Raw genomic sequence first — 15,935 nt, forward strand, 5'->3', positions numbered from 1 at the left:
CACCAAATCGTCATTACGAGCGACTGTAAGGAGCGTGGCAACCTCATGAAACAGTAGATTTCTTGCATAACCTCCTTCTAAAGATAATTTGTACGTCAATCCGGTACTCGCATCCGTTTCCTGTAAATTCCTCTTTATAAGATAGGTTATGCAAAAAGTCTAGTCTAGTACAAAATGCCTGAGATTGCCATGTCGAGGCTTTGCCTCTCCTCGCAATGACAAAAAAACGAAACATTACAGCATAACAATCATCTTTCTCAAATCTTTCCATACATATATTAATTTATTTTAACTTTATCTTGACAAAAACATTAACATACTTTAGAAAGCACGTTTTATTAATTATAAGGAGTAATATTATGACATCTATATTAAATATAAATTTTAAATGCGTTATGCCTATATTTGGAAATGAAATAGTAAGCAGTTTACTGGGTAATGTAAGCCACATCATTCATAAATTAAGCGGTACTATATTTTCATCAGTATATAGTACTGTTGAAGGAGCTTTTAAAAAAGGTTATATAGTGGATAATATACAGTGTAATTGGAAAAACATTGAACAATCTTTCAATGAGTCCCCAAATGATTTTTCAATACTACACCAAGAGTGCAACAATGGTTTAAATACTCCAATAAATAATATTTTTATCGATGCTGAAAATAATCCTCATATACTTTTACAACAAGCCGTAACACCTCATCAAAACGGTACGGCTAGTATTCTTGGTCAACTTTATAAAGTAACGAATGATTATATGTTCTCTCAAGGCAATATTACCGAAACTAGCGGAGCTGATTTCTTAGGTTTAAATGAATGCACTAAAGAAGAAGCTATACGTGCTTTACAAAACTATAACGCTTATAAAGAAACTTTAATCCCTCGTGAATCGTTTATAAATACTCTTGAAAATACTCTAAATCACTTAGGTCTCTCTTTAGATAATGTCTCTCCTACAGAAATAGGTAAAGATATTTTAGATCAACTCGGTAAAGCTTACACTGACCCTACTACAGAAAGACCTAACGATGATACAAATGACGGTGGATATAGCGGTGCTTATATAGCTGAAGTAGCATTAGGCACATTAGCTGTAGGTACTATCTTAGGGTATTGCATTAAATATGGATGGGATTGGTATAAGGGAAGAAATATAAAAAATGAAAATTTAGATTTAGTAACGAAGAATAAAGAATTAGCATTTGTAGCACTACTATATGAAAATTTTAAGAATAATGCAGTTATATTAGATGAAGTTATAAAAATTAATAATTTACATGATATTATAAAACTAGCAAAATCTATTAAGGAATATGAATTCTCAATACTACCACTAACTAATTTAAATAATGAAATTGTAAAATTACATTCCCCATCCGCTATAGCAATAAACTTAGATTCTGCAAGCGGAATATTGCATGAAATATGTAAGAGTCTTGGCGGTGATGATAGTTTTAAGACTATCAGCAACTTTGCACGCTTAATAACAATTGTACGAACAGCAAATCCCAAGTCTGAAGGATATAAACAAAGCATTACAGAAATATTTGAGATATTTAACCCTCATTACGCAGATATTGACTATCAAAATTGCAAAACACCGTTATTAGCCGATGTATCATCACCATATGACTCCTCAGGTATAGAAGCATAGAACATTGTTAGTACCATCACAAACCATCATTGACCTTTTGAAAGTTATATATAAAATGATGCTTAGAGTAGCAAAGTGCTATTTCGGGGTGTCGAAACCTCTGCCAAAAGTGAGAACATTTCTCACAAAACTGATGCAATCCTCGACTTCACGGTCGGGGTTATAATAGTTGTGTCTAAGGTTTAAAGCTTAAGCTTAGAACCTAAAGGCTATTATGGCTATCGTTGATGGTTTTCTTACTCCCCCGACCACCAAGAGTTTATTTCTCTTCGGTGATTGAAACTTGAGCAGTTTAAGTTTAATCAATCGGGAACAAATATGTCTGACTAAAATACTAAAACCATCTCAAGATTCGTCATAGAATTTATTTTAAATGAAAATAAAAAAATCTAAGAGCCGAGATAGCAGATTTACTAGAAAGACCTATAACAAAAAGCAATATCGAAAGAATAGAACAACGCTTAGCAGAATTAGAAAAAATATTTAGTAATGATTTATAGCCTTGAAAGTATCATCATCTCATTTTATTAACTACCTACTATAAAAATAAGCACTAAGATCATTATTAACCATTATGGTAAATAGTGCAAAAATAGCAAAAGACGGTAAGGTTTCTATACCAGTTTCATCATATTAATGTAGAGAGGTAGATGCTTTAAAAGGAGGAAGAACATACATAATCACACCCGCCAATATTAGCATGATTATTCCTAGAATAATACCTACTATATTAAATGCATTTATAAAAGTAATATTAACCTCCTTAATTAATTCGTGAGCAAATGAAGGTGGTAGTTGTTGAGCAATAATTATTCCTTCACCGATTGAGTCATGAGCTATTTCTGACATTGATACAGAAACACCGTGAGGGATTACTAGATTGTTACTATATATAAAAGACGTAATACTCACAATAACAGCTATACCTAATACATTACCTAATTCATATGCTGTTTCTTGTAATGCTGCTACACCTCCGGATCTCACTGCCGATACTGCATTCATCATAACTGTTACGGTGGTAGAGAGGCATAGACTACTTCCTATGCCAAGCAATCCAAGATATACAATTAGTATTCGATAATAAATCTCTATAGTCTAATATACTAGGTAAAATCAATGATATAGAAAGATAAGCCCACTAAACATTATTACACGTGCGATAAATCGTGTGAGTAAATATGTGGCATAACTAAAGATGCAATTAAAGCAAAAACTGCTGCAGGCAACAGATAAAGACCTGCATACAAAGGACTTAACCCTTTGATAAACTGTAACCATAAGGACATAAGATACATTATGGATCCTAAGACACACGTAATCAGCAAATAAACTATTACTCCTATACTAAAATTGCTAATTAAGAATAAACGCATATCCACTAACGGATCATCACTTTTAAGTTGGCGTAAGGTAAATATTATTAGTAACACAATGCCAATTAATAGCATTCCGCCGGATGCTAGATTCATAATACCGTATTTAGCCAACATCTTAATGCCTTGAACTAAAGCTGCCATCCCAAAAAACGATTGAAATACTCCTATCCAATCCCATGGTTCATTACTAGGATTAGATGATTCAGGAATCCAAACTATGCCAAAAGCAATAATTACTAATGCAATAGGTGCATTTATAAAAAATGCAAATTGCCAACTTAAAAGCTCAACCAATACTCCTTCCTAGTACTGGTCCTATAGCTGCTCCTACGGTTGCCATTATTCCCCACACGGATATTGTGATCATACGTTCATGTGTATTATAAAGTGGAAGGCATCATCACTGATCCTCCTAACCCAAGTAAAGCACGACATAATACTAATCCCCATGAGCTATCAAATACATAAACTAACATTGAAGCGATGGAAAAAACTAAAAGCCCCCAAAGTAATAATCTTTTACGACTAAATCTATCTCCTAATGCACCTGCGGTAATTAGAAGACCTGATAATACTAATGCATATGCATTGATTATCCATAATTGTTGTAAATTAGATGGTTTTAAATCAAGGATTATAGTAGGCATAACAGCATGCAAGACTGTAGCATCCATCGATACCAAAAGTAAGCAAATGCTTAAAATAATTAAAATATGCCATCTAAATTTATAAGATATAGATGATGAATTATCTTTAGCGATATATTCAGTTTGCAGAAATTGTGATACCATATGTGATAAGTTATTTAATAAGGGTTTTACTAAATCTATCTTTTTCGAGAACTATGGGACTGTTAACAAGTAATTTAATTAGCTTTAAAATTTATTTTGTTAATAGTCCTAGGTTAATTCAGTTGGTAACATAGTAAGCAAGTCCAAATCAATTAACCATAACACAAGTAAATTTAACATCTAAGCATCACCTAGTATGGAAGTCAAGATTTAATCTTACAAGCACAATAACATAAATAAAATTTGATTTTTCTTTCTCAAGCTTATATTTTAATTGGTAAGTTTATAATATGGAAATTTATGTCAAATACAGATAAGGAAAGAGCCATTGCCGCAGCACTCGCACAAATTGAAAAAAGCTACGGTAAAGGTTCGGTAATGAAACTAGGGCAGCGTCCGCATGTTGATATAGAGGCCTTATCGACCGGCTCACTTGGGCTAGATATAGCTCTTGGAATCGGCGGTGTTCCCAAAGGTAGAATCATCGAGATTTTCGGTCCTGAAAGCTCAGGTAAAACCACTCTAACATTGCATTTAATTGCAGAAGCTCAAAAAAAAGGTGGTACATGTGCTTTTATTGATGCCGAGCATGCATTAGACCCCGCTTATGCTAAAAAATTAGGCGTAAATATTGATGAGCTTATTATTTCACAGCCCGATACAGGTGAACAAGCCCTAGAAATTGCCGATACGTTAATTCGCTCCAGCGGTATTGATATGATAATAATAGATAGTGTTGCGGCTTTAGTACCAAAATCAGAGATTGAGGGCGAAATGGGTGATGCTCAAATGGCTTCTCAAGCAAGGTTAATGAGCCAGGCTTTGCGTAAGCTTACCGCATCAATTAATCGCACCAATTGTATTACTGTTTTCATCAATCAAATCAGAATGAAAATAGGTGTGATGTTCGGTAGTCCTGAAACTACAACAGGCGGTAATGCCTTAAAATTCTATGCTTCTGTTAGGATCGATATAAGAAGAATCGGCTCCATTAAAGATAAAGAAGAAGTAATAGGCAGCCAAACCAAAGTAAAAGTAGTCAAAAACAAAGTATCTCCTCCATTTAAAACTGCAGATTTTGATATAATGTACGGTTCAGGTATTTCAAAAGAAGGCGAGATAATCGACCTTGGAGTTAAGCTTGATATTGTTGAGAAATCCGGCTCTTGGTTTTCCTACAAGAACGTACGCATAGGTCAAGGACGTGAAAACGTCAAACAATATTTAAAAGAACATCCACAAATTTCCAACGAAATTGAGAAAATAATACGTGAAAAATCATCAAAAATTACTAATATAAATCTTGATCAAACGGAGGAAGGAAATGATTGATTTAACAGGTAAAACTTCCTTAATTACGGGAGCTTCAGGAGGCATAGGCGGAGCTATAGCGAGGTTACTGCACAAACTTGGAAGCCATGTAATTATTAGCGGTAGTAATGAGGAAAAATTAAAATCCCTTGGAAATGTTGTAAAAGATAATTATACGATAGAAGTATGTAATCTTGCCGATAAGGAAGAATGTAGCAATTTAATATCTAAAGCATCAAAGTTAGATATTTTAGTATGTAATGCCGGTATTACTAGCGATACGCTAGCAATTAGAATGAAAGATGAAGATTTTGACAAAGTTATTGATATTAATTTAAAAGCAAATTTTATTTTAAATCGTGAAGCAATCAAAAAAATGATACAAAACAGGTATGGACGTATTATTAACATATCTTCAATAGTAGGAATTTCAGGTAACCCCGGGCAGGCTAATTATTGTGCTTCTAAAGCCGGTTTAATAGGTATGACCAAATCGCTCTCTTACGAAGTTGCAACCAGAGGAATTACGGTTAATGCAGTAGCTCCAGGATTTATTAAATCAGATATGACCGATAAACTCAATGAAAAACAAAGAGAAGCTATAGTACAAAAAATTCCGCTAGGCACTTACGGTATGCCGGAAGACGTGGCAAACGCAGTCGCATTTTTAGCAAGCGATCAGGCATCATATATTACCGGTCAAACTATACATGTAAACGGCGGTATGTTAATGGTATAAAAATTAATAAGATTATTTTGTGCTAGCATAAAATAATTTTTTGTGCTAGAAGTTCTTTTAAAGATAAAATGCGATGAATATTTTAAATAAATATTCATACAGTTAAAATAAAGTATAATAGCTGAATAACCGCTATTATACGGCATATAAAATTAAATGATTTATGGAGTTCAAAATTATGAGTACAACGGATAAGATCGAACAGAAAGTTATTGAAATGGTTGCTGAAAAGCTAAATAAAGATAAATCGATAATAACTACGGATTCAAGATTTATAGAAGATTTGAAAGCCGATAGCCTTGATACCGTAGAGTTAATGATGGCAATAGAAGTTGAATACGGTATTGATATCCCTGATGATGAAGCCACTAAAATTAAAACCGTATCCGATGTTATAAAATATATCAAAGAACGCCAATCTTAATCTGCATAAATTAAATCCCTAATAGATAATTAAAAATGTCGAATCAAAGAGTAAATAAAAGAGTAGTTATTACCGGACTTGGACTTGTTACTCCTGTTGGGCTTAATGTTAGCTCATCTTGGCAAAATATTGTAGACGGAGTAAGCGGTATAAAAACTATTACAGAATTTGACACTTCTAAACTTGCGTGTAAAATTGCCGGACTTATAGATAACTCTGAGAAAGATGGATTTAAACTTGAAAATTTCACACAAGCAGATGACATTAATAGACTAAGTAAAATGGATAAATTTATCCATTACGGAGTAGCAGCCGTAACCGAAGCAGTTGAAGATAGCGGCTGGTTACCCGACGATGAAAAATCTCGTGATAGAACCGGCTTGATATTAGGTTCAGGAATCGGCGGGCTTAAAATGATCGAAGATACCTCTATCAAACTTTATCAAGAAAATAACGGCAAAGTTAGTCCTTTCTTTATCCCCGCTTCATTAATTAATCTTTTATCCGGTCTTGTTTCTATAAAATACGGTTTTAGCGGTCCAAACCAAGCAGCAGTAACAGCTTGCTCTACAGGGGCACATGCTATAGGCGATGCTATGCGTATGATAAAGCATGGCTATGCCGATGTTATGATCGCAGGCGGTGCGGAAGCTCCAGTTACACCTGTCGGAGTTGCAGGTTTCATTGCTGCTAGAGCATTATGTACTAAATATAACGATAATCCTGAAAAAGCCTCAAGACCTTGGGACAAAGACCGCAACGGCTTTGTTATGGGTGAAGGAGCAGGCGTTGTAGTCTTAGAAGAATATGAGCATGCCTTAAATCGAGGGGCTAAAATTTACGGTGAAGTTATAGGATACGGCTCTACAGGTGACGCCTATCATATGACAGCTCCACATCCTGAAGGTAGAGGAGCTTATAGAGCGATGAGAGATGCAATGCTAGATGCAACTATCACGTCCGATATGATTGATTACATTAATGCACACGGTACCTCTACTATACTTGGTGATGGAATAGAATTAGCAGCCGTACAAAAATTATTTTTAGGAGCGAATCCCAAAGTTTTAATGTCTTCTACTAAATCATCAACAGGACATTTGCTTGGTGCAGCAGGAAGTGTTGAGTTTATCTTTTCAGTTCTTGCAATTAGAGACCAGATTGCACCGCCAACCTTAAACTTAGATAACCCTATGGATGAGGTGAATATAGATTTAGTTGCACTTAAAGCTAAGAAAACTAAGATAGATTACGTGCTTTCCAACTCGTTCGGATTCGGTGGTACTAATGCTAGTTTAGTGATTAAGAGTATACTCGTTTAATTTGAAAAATTGGCACAAAGTCCTATAAGCACTGTGGTACTCACGTATTAAGTATACGTTCCGCTCCTCGTCTTATGGACTCCTCGTGCTTTTCCAAATTAAACTTCGTCTACCAACCTTTAACTAAAGTCATTCCTGCGAAAGCAGGAATCCAGTAAAACATATAAAAACTTATTTTTATATGTTTATTCTATCAAATATGTAATTTTGTACCAATATTAAGGTTATTTTTCTAGATTCCTGCTTTCGCAGGAATGACATAAAAACTAGCCAATAATCAACTATGACCCCAATTTATTACATTAAAGACGGTAACTTAAGTTTTGCGGATAAAGTAATTTTATCTGATTTAGAGCTTTATTTGTACAAAGGCGATAAGATTTGTCTTATAGGACGTAACGGCTGCGGGAAATCAAGCTTAATGAAAGTCATATCAGGTGATTATGAGTTAGATAACGGTGAATTATTTCAAGATCCTTTAGTTACAACCGGTTATTTAAGACAAGATATTTCTATAAAAACTCATCTAACTGTTTATGATTTTGTCTTACAACAAACAGATAGTACAAAAGAAATAGATAAATACCAAATCGATATAATTCTAGAAAAATTACAAATCAACGGAACAGATAATTTATCCACCTATTCAGGCGGTCAACTGAGAAGAGCAAGCCTTGCTAAAGCTTTAATATTAGAGCCGGAAATATTACTACTTGATGAACCGACTAACCATCTAGATATTGCAACAATCGAATGGTTAGAAGAATTTGTTAAATCTTATAACGGTGCTATTATTTGCGTTAGTCATGATAGAACATTCCTCTCAAATGTTACTAATAAAATTTGGTGGCTTGATAGAGGAATTTTACATAAATCCGATAAAGGATTTAAATTTTTTGATGAATGGCAAACAATCATCATAGACCAAGAAGAAGCCGCTCTTCGGAAATTAAATAAAAAATTATCTCAAGAAAATGAATGGTTAAATGCTGGTGTTACTGCTAGACGTAAGCGGAATCAAAAGAGACTTACGGATTTGAAAGCTTTAAGAGCAATAACACAAGAACAGACTGCAAAACTAGCCAGTTCAACACAAAGAGTTAGGGCAGCGCTTGCTGAAAATATAGCTAAAAGTAAATTCATTATTGAAGCAGATAATATTACTTTTAGTTATAAAAATACTAAAATTATTGATAATTTTAGCTTTCGTGTAAAAAAAGGCGAAAAAATTGGTATAATCGGTGCAAATGGCTCAGGCAAATCTACCTTTATCAAACTACTAACAAAACAGCTTACCCCTGAAAGCGGCAAAATTATATATGGCAGTAATTTAGATATTTCATATTTTGATCAACATAGAGCAAAACTAGAGCCTAATCATACATTACAACAAACTTTATGTCCTACAGGCGGTGATCAAGTATTTTTGCCAAACGGTAAAACCATACATGTTGCCGGTTATTTAAAACAATTCATGTTTAATCCTAAACTACTTAATGCAAAAACTGCTATTTTATCAGGCGGTGAAGCTAATAGATTATTACTTGCAAAAATTCTAATTAACCCTGGAAATCTGTTAATTTTAGATGAACCGACTAATGACCTCGATATGGATAGTCTGGAAATTTTACTAGATATACTTGCAGATTATTCAGGTACTTTAATAGTCGTGAGCCATGATCGTGACTTTTTAGATAGGTTAGTCACTAGAACTTTAGTTTTCGCTCAAGGTAAAATTCATGATTTAACAGGAGGTTATGAAGATTATAAGCAGTATTTTACTACCTCTCCTATAGCCAAAAAAGCTTCAAAAGCACTACCACTAACTTCTCAAAAAGAACCTCTAAATAAAAAGCTATCTTATAAATATCAGCGTTTGCTTGAAACATTGCCCAACGATATTGAAAAGCTAGAAATATCCATCAAATACTTAGAAAAAAAACTTGAAGACGTTAATCTATATTTAGATAATCCTCAAAAATATAACTGCATTACTAGCCAATTAATTAATGATAAAAAGAAACTAGACGAGTTATTAAATCAATGGCTAGAAATACAAGATTAATTTTTGTTAAAATTTTCTTGACTTAATTATTAACTTTTGTTAACGTTTCTTGGCATTAATATTAAAGATGATGAGCATGTATGTCTGATATAACAGCTACATTAAAATATAAATTCGATAATTTAAAAGAGCATCTTAAAAATTCTTGTTCTCGCTCTCAAATAGAAACAATTCTAGGAGAATTGAGTAGTTTACAAAGCGAAGCAGCTTCATATGGCTTGAATTTTGACATATCCAATCTAAAAGAGAATGCTGAAACTAAGATCAAGAACTATGAAGTAGAACAATCTATTGAGAAAGCTAGGGTTCAAGAAGAAGAATTTCTAAAATCACAAAGAGCAATAAAACTTGCCGAAGAAGAAAAAGAAATCGCACAAAGAATTGCTGCACTTAATAATTTGCATAATGAATGTATAAAAAATATTACTAAAGATACTAAAAGAATTGAAGAAAGTAATAAACGTTTAGATAAGATAATAAATAAACTGGAAAAGGAAAACATTATTGATCATGAAGAGTTAAATCGTGAAATATTAACTCATGAAGAAATATTTAAACTAAATCAAGCGCATAAAGTATTATATGGAAACCATAAAAAAATAACTGAAGAACACAAACAAGCACATACAGAATTAAATGAATTAAATACAACAATAACGAATTTATCACAACAATTACAAGAAAAAGGCTTAGCACCAAAAAAAGTTAAAGAATTAAAAGGAGAATTAGAATTTCACCAAGAAATGCTAAAAATACATAAGGCACATGTAGAGAAGATTGAAAATAGTAAAAAAATATTAGATCAAGAAATTATTAAACATGAAAAAGAACACAACATAAATAAAGATAAAATAAAGAAATTAGGAAGTGATATTAAAGAGCGTTATAAAAAAGAACCAGAAAAATATTTAGATGCATATGAAAAATATGTAGTTCTCAAAAATCAGCATAAAGCAATTAAGACAGACGGCGTTGTAAAGGATATAGAGCATCATAATAAAGTAATAAATAAAATTAACGTGGATAAAACTAAATCTTTAGCTAATAAAATCAGAGAACAAACACAAGTAAAAGATACTAATACTGGGAGTTTATCTCCTGCTCGTACTCCTAATATTAAAGTTACAAATAATAAAACGAGAGGAATTTAACTAAATAGTAATATTATGTCTAAATTTAAAAATTTAACTCCTGAACAAAGAAAAGCAGCTTTAGAAGCTGCAAAAGTACAATTTGAAGAACAACAGCAACAACATGACGCAATATTTGAAGAAGCTGTGCAAGCGAGTAGTCAAGTCCACCAATATAATCAAGATTTAGGTAATTGTGTGGATAATGCTTCCAAAGATACCAAACTTGCCGGTAAAGATTCTAAAAGCGGATGTTGTGAAATAATGTAACATTCTAAAAGCTGTAACTATATAGTTGCAGCTTTTGTATCATTTTGAATTCAGCTCGAAAGACCTATTGCCTGTATTTTTTCTGACAATTTAAAGCTAATCTCACCTGGAAATATTACATTAATTTGATCAAGTTTTAAATCTTCTAAAGATATTTGCATTGATTTTGTAATGCTCGGTGTATTTGTATATTTAATTTCAAACCCCAAACGTTTTCCATTTTTAAAAATTAAAAGATCTATTTCCGTTCCATTATGAGATGACCAAAAATAACATTCTTCGGGTTCGGCTTTATAATATCTAATAATTTGTTCTAAGGCAAATCCTTCCCATGATGCACCTATTTTAGGATGAGTGCTTAAAGATTCATAATTATTTAAGCCTAATAAAGCGTGATATATTCCACTATCTCTAAAAAAGATTTTTTTTGGAGTCTTAACTTGTCTTTTTTTAAGGTTTTCATACCAAGGCTGCAAAATACGGATCATAAAAGTTCCCTCTAAAATATCTAAATAATGCTTTGCGGTATGATATGAGATAGATAAAGAATTTCCAAGTTCTGAAGCATTAAATATATTAGCGTGATAATGGCAAAGCATTAACCAAAACCTACGTAACTGCATAAACAGAATTGTAAAACCTAAATTTGGTATATCTTCTTTCTAAAAATGTTTTAATGTAATTCTGACGCCATAAAGCACTTAACTCTTCATCATCCTGCAAGATATGATAAAGGGAATCCGCCGCGTATCATCCATAATTGCTGAGTACCTGACACTTCAGATAAGGTAAACGGTGTCATTTCAATATAACCTATTCTACCTGCTAGTGTTTCAGAACCTTGTTTAATTAAGTCTCTTGATGCACTGCCTAGTACTAAAAATTTAATATCAGTTGTATCAACAAGAACTCTTAAAATAGGGAATAGATTCGGTTTATACTGAATTTCATCAATAATAACAAATCCTTTTAGATCAGACAAAGCAAGCATCGGTTCATTTAATCTTGCTAAATCTAAAGGATTTTCAAGATCAAAAATATTGGTTTTAGGAATATTATAAGCTTCTACGAATTGTTTAGAAAGTGTAGCTTTTCCGCACTGCCTTGGTCCTAACAAGGCACAAACTTTATGAGTTTTAAAATGTTTTATTATTGATGAAAGGAATTGTTTTCTAAGCATTTAAATTAGTACCATGAAAATTAGAAACATAATGTTTAATTCTCAGTATAGAAAGAAAAAACGACAAAGTCAAAACGCTTTTTCTCGTTCTGCAACTATAATCGCATGTATTTTTTTAAGCGTCCGGTCAAAGTCATCGTTAGTAACTACATAATCATACTCATTAGCATATGATATTTCGTTTTGTGCCGACTGCATACGTAATTTTATTGCTTCTTCATTATCGGTCGCTCTATTTCTTAAGCGTTGTTCCAATACTTCAATATTAGGAGGCAATACAAATATAGCAACAACATTAGTAGCATTTTTCTTAATACTCCTTGCTCCTTGCCAATCAATATCAAACAAAACATCCAAGCCTTGATTTAATAACATTTCGATATATTCTTTAGGCGTACCGTAATAATTATCGTATATTTTAGCATATTCAAGGAATTTATTCTGCTTAACTAATTCTTCAAACTCTAGACCGGTCTTAAAGTAATAGTTTATGCCTTCTACTTCTCCTAAACGTGGTTTTCTTGTAGTTGCCGAAATAGATAAACGCAAATTATTATCTATTTTCAATAATGCTTTAGCTAAACTCGACTTACCTGTACCTGAAGGGGAAGATAAAATTATAATCAGTCCTTTAGAGTTCCTCGAAAGTTCTACTTCTAGAGGTAATTTAGACGTCGCTGCGGTGCTACGTTCCATGTCTCCTTTAAATTCCTCTCTATAAGCGAATTTCTGAAGAACTCTTTTATTTTTTGTTGTCATATTTTATGTTTTATTTCGTAGGTACAGCATATTTCAGAAAGATTTAGACAAGATGAATTTAAATGTGAGCCTGCGAAAGCAGTAGGTAAACTACGTGAGTACAGGCGAGTCATGCAAAATTCGCTTGTATCAAGCTTTATGAATTATTCTGTACTTTTCTTTTTATTACCTCATCCATAGTACAATTAAAATATTTTGCTATTTTTAAAATAGTATCTATTTCAGGGTTGAATTCACGATTAGCTTCCGCTCTCATAATTCTGCTAACAGTCGTATAAGGGATATTAGTGACTTCGGCAAGATATTTACGATCTATCTTTTCTTGTTTTAATTTTTCTTCTAAAAATTCTTTTACTTTAGTAGCAAGTGCCATATTAATAACCTCTGAATAAATAAAGGATAGATATATACTAAAGTGTGTTGAGTATTACCAGCCTTGTTACATGGATCGCAAAGCCTACTCAATGTCATTCCCACGTAGGCGAAAATCTAGTAAAACCATATAAAAAACAAGTTTTTATATGGTTATTTTATCAAATATATAACTTCTGTAGCAATATTGAAATTATTTTGCTGAATTCCCGCCTACACGGAAAAGCTTTGTTGCGTGGATCAATTTCACCTCTGTCATCCTGCGACTTGATCACGGGATCCAGTTAAAAATACTAAAATTATTAGTATTTTTTATTGTTGTTTGGCCCCCGTGGTCAAGCCACGGGGTAACACACAGGGGATTATACCGGTCCATACAACAAAGTCCTGATTCTGCGGTAATGATATAGAGTACAAAAAAAACAGAAATTACTTCTTAGGCAATAATACTTGTACAAATTCCGTTTTAGATAGATCAGCTGCTACGTTTACCATAACATCATGTTCCGTAACTTTAGACACATAGCCCACTAAAATACCTGCAGGATAAATATTACCGTGTCCAGAGGTTACTATCTCCTCATCTTTCTGTACTAAGTGATTGTTAGGCAAGTATAAAATTTTACTATTATTATTATTACCTGCTAAAATACCTTGTTCTCTTGAAGAATTAGCTTTAATAGGTATTCTAGAATTAACATCGCTAATTAACATTACTTTAGCATAATTATTACTCACTTCTATTACTTTTCCTACTAATTTTCCTGAATTAACAACGATTTGATCAGGTTCAATGCCTTGCTTTTTACCTGCAGAAATCAAAGCAGTTCTAGAAAAGGGATTAAAGGAAACACTCAGTAATTTAGTAGTAATATATTCAAATTCTTCTTCCTCAGCAATCGTTAACAAATCTTTTAATGCAATGTTTTCGGCTCTTACCGATTCTACTTCACTTTGTAAATGTTGTAATCTTGCTATCTCAAGTTTAAGTTCTATATTTTTTCGTTCCAAATCTTGAAAATAAACAAATTTTTGTGTTATTGAATTTATATATTCAAATATATCTTCATAAACTGCTAAACCGGTTGATACTATACTACCGGTTACTTCAAGTGATATACTAGATATTTTTTTAGATGTAGTAAAAAATAAATATACAGACAATCCAAGCCCAAATATAACAAAAAAACGCTTAAGAGTATTTGATATTATTCTTATTAATTCTAATGAATTTGAAGAATTTTTTACTCTATTTGCAAGTATTGCCATTTTTAATCCTGTTTAAATAGTACATGTTTTAGCTTTGTAAAATCTTCAAGTACTTTTCCTGTTCCAAGTGCCACACAAGAGAGGGCATCATCTGCAACTATTACTGGCAATTTAGTGGCTTCACTAAGAACAAAATCAAGATTTCGTAATAATGAGCCGCCGCCTGTTAAAACAATTCCCTTATCAACTATATCTGAAGATAATTCAGGAGGTGTTGCTTCTAGTGCTACTTTTACCGCTTCAACAATTTGACTTACCGGTTCAATGAGACTATCAGCAATTTGTCTTTCGTTCAATATCATTTCTTTAGGAATACCATAAATTAAATCACGTCCTTTAATTTCCATCTTTCTCGGCTCAGCATTTTCATCTACATAAGCCGTACCTATTTCTTGCTTTATCTTTTCAGCAGTAGCCTCACCTATCAATAGGTTATAGTGCCTTCTTATATATGAGATAATAGCTTCATCCATCTTATCACCGCCGACTCTTACCGACCTTGCATATACTATGCCCCCTAGTGACAAAACTGCAACTTCGGTAGTGCCTCCTCCAATATCAACAATCATCGAACCGGTCGCTTCCGTTACAGGTAGCCCTGCTCCGATCGCTGCCGCCATAGGTTCTTCAATTAAATAGACATCCCTACCCCCTGCACTTTCTGCTGCTTCTTGGATAGCACGACGCTCAACCGGCGTAGAACCGGAAGGCACACAAATAACAATTGTCGGCCCAAAAAAAGAGCGACGATTATGCACCATTCTAATAAAATACTTTATCATTTCCTCTGCGCCCTTAAAATCGGCAATAACACCGTCTTTTAAAGGTCTTTTTGCTTCAATATCCGTAGGAGTACGCCCAAGCATCATTTTTGCTTCATGACCATAAGCATAAGGCACAAAAGCACCGTCTTTTTTTATTAACGCAATAACAGAAGGTTCCCTTAGAACAATTCCACAATTTTTTTGATAGACAATAGTATTTGCCGTACCAAGATCTATGGCCATACCGGAAGAAAACCCTTCCAAAAATTTCATTATCATTTTATTTTTTCTCTCTAAATTCTAAAAACACTTCTATAGAACTGTTAACAAAATAAACAGTCCCATAGTAAATAAAAATTTAATATAGACGAAGTTTAATTTGGAAAAGAGCGAGAAGCCTCGGAATTTTTGACCGCAGCGTAGAATACTACATGAGGATCAACAATGAGAAGCGACGATGCCAATTTTTCAAATTAAACTTCGTCTATATTAAATTTCTTTATAA

Annotated in this window: 15 protein-coding genes and 2 pseudogenes; 9 read left to right on the plus strand and 8 right to left on the minus strand. The window is 33.1% G+C overall.

What is annotated here, in order from left to right:
- Positions 1-359: 359 nt before the first annotated feature.
- The gene (locus tag O6R16_RS00395) at positions 360-1,655 is read left to right on the plus strand and encodes a DUF5460 family protein (protein WP_499679538.1); all 1,296 of its coding nucleotides are present in this window, start codon (positions 360-362) and stop codon (positions 1,653-1,655) included.
- A 633-nt stretch (positions 1,656-2,288) separates the two neighbouring features.
- On the opposite strand, the gene O6R16_RS00400 is transcribed toward O6R16_RS00395, so the two are convergent.
- The 3 genes from O6R16_RS00400 to O6R16_RS00410 all read right to left on the minus strand — a co-directional run bounded on the left by O6R16_RS00400 (position 2,289) and on the right by O6R16_RS00410 (position 3,825).
- Positions 2,289-2,663: a hypothetical protein gene (locus O6R16_RS00400; RefSeq protein ID WP_499679539.1), complete on the minus strand. Its 375-nt coding sequence runs from the start codon at positions 2,661-2,663 to the stop codon at positions 2,289-2,291.
- 143 nt (positions 2,664-2,806) lie between these two features.
- The gene (locus O6R16_RS00405) at positions 2,807-3,328 is read right to left on the minus strand and encodes a hypothetical protein (RefSeq protein WP_499679540.1); all 522 of its coding nucleotides are present in this window, start codon (positions 3,326-3,328) and stop codon (positions 2,807-2,809) included.
- Between the two features lie 86 nt (positions 3,329-3,414).
- On the minus strand, positions 3,415-3,825 hold the full coding sequence (locus O6R16_RS00410; protein WP_499679541.1) for an MFS transporter: 411 nt from the start codon (positions 3,823-3,825) through the stop codon (positions 3,415-3,417).
- 300 nt (positions 3,826-4,125) lie between these two features.
- Between O6R16_RS00410 and recA the strand changes: the two genes are divergently transcribed.
- The 7 genes from recA to O6R16_RS00445 all read left to right on the plus strand — a co-directional run bounded on the left by recA (position 4,126) and on the right by O6R16_RS00445 (position 11,086).
- The gene (gene recA / locus O6R16_RS00415) at positions 4,126-5,157 is read left to right on the plus strand and encodes a recombinase RecA (protein WP_499679542.1); all 1,032 of its coding nucleotides are present in this window, start codon (positions 4,126-4,128) and stop codon (positions 5,155-5,157) included.
- Positions 5,150-5,875 carry a 3-oxoacyl-ACP reductase FabG gene (gene fabG / locus O6R16_RS00420; RefSeq protein WP_499679543.1) on the plus strand — a complete coding sequence of 242 codons (726 nt, stop codon included), beginning with the start codon at positions 5,150-5,152 and terminating at the stop codon, positions 5,873-5,875. The genes recA and fabG overlap by 8 nt, the downstream gene beginning before the upstream one ends.
- A 163-nt stretch (positions 5,876-6,038) precedes the next feature.
- Positions 6,039-6,299 carry an acyl carrier protein gene (gene acpP / locus O6R16_RS00425; RefSeq protein WP_008579292.1) on the plus strand — a complete coding sequence of 87 codons (261 nt, stop codon included), beginning with the start codon at positions 6,039-6,041 and terminating at the stop codon, positions 6,297-6,299.
- A 35-nt stretch (positions 6,300-6,334) separates the two neighbouring features.
- Positions 6,335-7,621 (plus strand): beta-ketoacyl-ACP synthase II, encoded by a 1,287-nt coding sequence (gene fabF, locus O6R16_RS00430; RefSeq protein WP_499679544.1) that lies wholly within the window; start codon positions 6,335-6,337, stop codon positions 7,619-7,621.
- 283 nt (positions 7,622-7,904) lie between these two features.
- The gene (locus tag O6R16_RS00435) at positions 7,905-9,686 is read left to right on the plus strand and encodes an ABC-F family ATP-binding cassette domain-containing protein (protein ID WP_499679545.1); all 1,782 of its coding nucleotides are present in this window, start codon (positions 7,905-7,907) and stop codon (positions 9,684-9,686) included.
- An 80-nt stretch (positions 9,687-9,766) separates the two neighbouring features.
- Entirely contained in the window at positions 9,767-10,837 is a 1,071-nt protein-coding gene (gene roaM, locus O6R16_RS00440) for an actin-based motility regulator RoaM (protein ID WP_499679546.1), read from the plus strand.
- Positions 10,838-10,852: 15 nt separating this feature from the next.
- Entirely contained in the window at positions 10,853-11,086 is a 234-nt protein-coding gene (locus O6R16_RS00445; RefSeq protein WP_499679547.1) for a hypothetical protein, read from the plus strand.
- 50 nt (positions 11,087-11,136) lie between these two features.
- On the opposite strand, the pseudogene O6R16_RS00450 reads toward O6R16_RS00445, so the two are convergent.
- Positions 11,137-12,266 (minus strand): annotated as a pseudogene (locus O6R16_RS00450) (ATP-binding protein).
- A gap of 69 nt (positions 12,267-12,335) precedes the next feature.
- The gene (gene gmk / locus O6R16_RS00455) at positions 12,336-13,025 is read right to left on the minus strand and encodes a guanylate kinase (protein WP_499679548.1); all 690 of its coding nucleotides are present in this window, start codon (positions 13,023-13,025) and stop codon (positions 12,336-12,338) included.
- A 30-nt stretch (positions 13,026-13,055) separates the two neighbouring features.
- Between gmk and O6R16_RS00460 the strand changes: the two are divergent.
- Positions 13,056-13,178, plus strand: a pseudogene (locus O6R16_RS00460) (palindromic element RPE3 domain-containing protein); the annotation flags it as partial.
- Here the strand turns inward: O6R16_RS00460 and O6R16_RS00465 are convergent.
- The 3 genes from O6R16_RS00465 to O6R16_RS00475 form a co-directional block, all read right to left on the minus strand.
- Entirely contained in the window at positions 13,162-13,398 is a 237-nt protein-coding gene (locus O6R16_RS00465) for a helix-turn-helix domain-containing protein (protein ID WP_004997409.1), read from the minus strand. The pseudogene O6R16_RS00460 and the gene O6R16_RS00465 overlap by 17 nt on opposite strands.
- 428 nt (positions 13,399-13,826) lie before the next feature.
- A complete protein-coding gene (gene mreC / locus O6R16_RS00470; protein ID WP_499679549.1) occupies positions 13,827-14,666 on the minus strand; it encodes a rod shape-determining protein MreC in 840 nt (279 codons plus the stop codon).
- A 2-nt stretch (positions 14,667-14,668) separates the two neighbouring features.
- Entirely contained in the window at positions 14,669-15,709 is a 1,041-nt protein-coding gene (locus tag O6R16_RS00475) for a rod shape-determining protein (protein WP_010977764.1), read from the minus strand.
- Positions 15,710-15,935: the final 226 nt, after the last annotated feature.

Origin of the sequence: Candidatus Rickettsia tasmaniensis (genome assembly GCF_036857515.1) — a bacterium.
GTDB lineage: Bacteria > Pseudomonadota > Alphaproteobacteria > Rickettsiales > Rickettsiaceae > Rickettsia > Rickettsia rickettsii.

Excerpts from the sequence above, each read along its gene's own strand:
- fabF (WP_499679544.1), top strand. The coding sequence starts at position 6,335 with ATGTCGAATCAAAGAGTAAATAAAAGAGTAGTTATTACCGGACTTGGA.
- fabG (WP_499679543.1), top strand. The coding sequence starts at position 5,150 with ATGATTGATTTAACAGGTAAAACTTCCTTAATTACGGGAGCTTCAGGA.
- roaM (WP_499679546.1), top strand. The coding sequence starts at position 9,767 with ATGTCTGATATAACAGCTACATTAAAATATAAATTCGATAATTTAAAA.
- O6R16_RS00445 (WP_499679547.1), top strand. The coding sequence starts at position 10,853 with ATGTCTAAATTTAAAAATTTAACTCCTGAACAAAGAAAAGCAGCTTTA.
- mreC (WP_499679549.1), bottom strand. The coding sequence starts at position 14,666 with ATGGCAATACTTGCAAATAGAGTAAAAAATTCTTCAAATTCATTAGAA.
- O6R16_RS00435 (WP_499679545.1), top strand. The coding sequence starts at position 7,905 with ATGACCCCAATTTATTACATTAAAGACGGTAACTTAAGTTTTGCGGAT.
- acpP (WP_008579292.1), top strand. The coding sequence starts at position 6,039 with ATGGAGTTCAAAATTATGAGTACAACGGATAAGATCGAACAGAAAGTT.
- gmk (WP_499679548.1), bottom strand. The coding sequence starts at position 13,025 with ATGACAACAAAAAATAAAAGAGTTCTTCAGAAATTCGCTTATAGAGAG.
- O6R16_RS00475 (WP_010977764.1), bottom strand. The coding sequence starts at position 15,709 with ATGATAATGAAATTTTTGGAAGGGTTTTCTTCCGGTATGGCCATAGAT.
- O6R16_RS00465 (WP_004997409.1), bottom strand. The coding sequence starts at position 13,398 with ATGGCACTTGCTACTAAAGTAAAAGAATTTTTAGAAGAAAAATTAAAA.
- recA (WP_499679542.1), top strand. The coding sequence starts at position 4,126 with ATGTCAAATACAGATAAGGAAAGAGCCATTGCCGCAGCACTCGCACAA.
- O6R16_RS00410 (WP_499679541.1), bottom strand. The coding sequence starts at position 3,825 with ATGGTATCACAATTTCTGCAAACTGAATATATCGCTAAAGATAATTCA.
- O6R16_RS00400 (WP_499679539.1), bottom strand. The coding sequence starts at position 2,663 with ATGATGAATGCAGTATCGGCAGTGAGATCCGGAGGTGTAGCAGCATTA.
- O6R16_RS00395 (WP_499679538.1), top strand. The coding sequence starts at position 360 with ATGACATCTATATTAAATATAAATTTTAAATGCGTTATGCCTATATTT.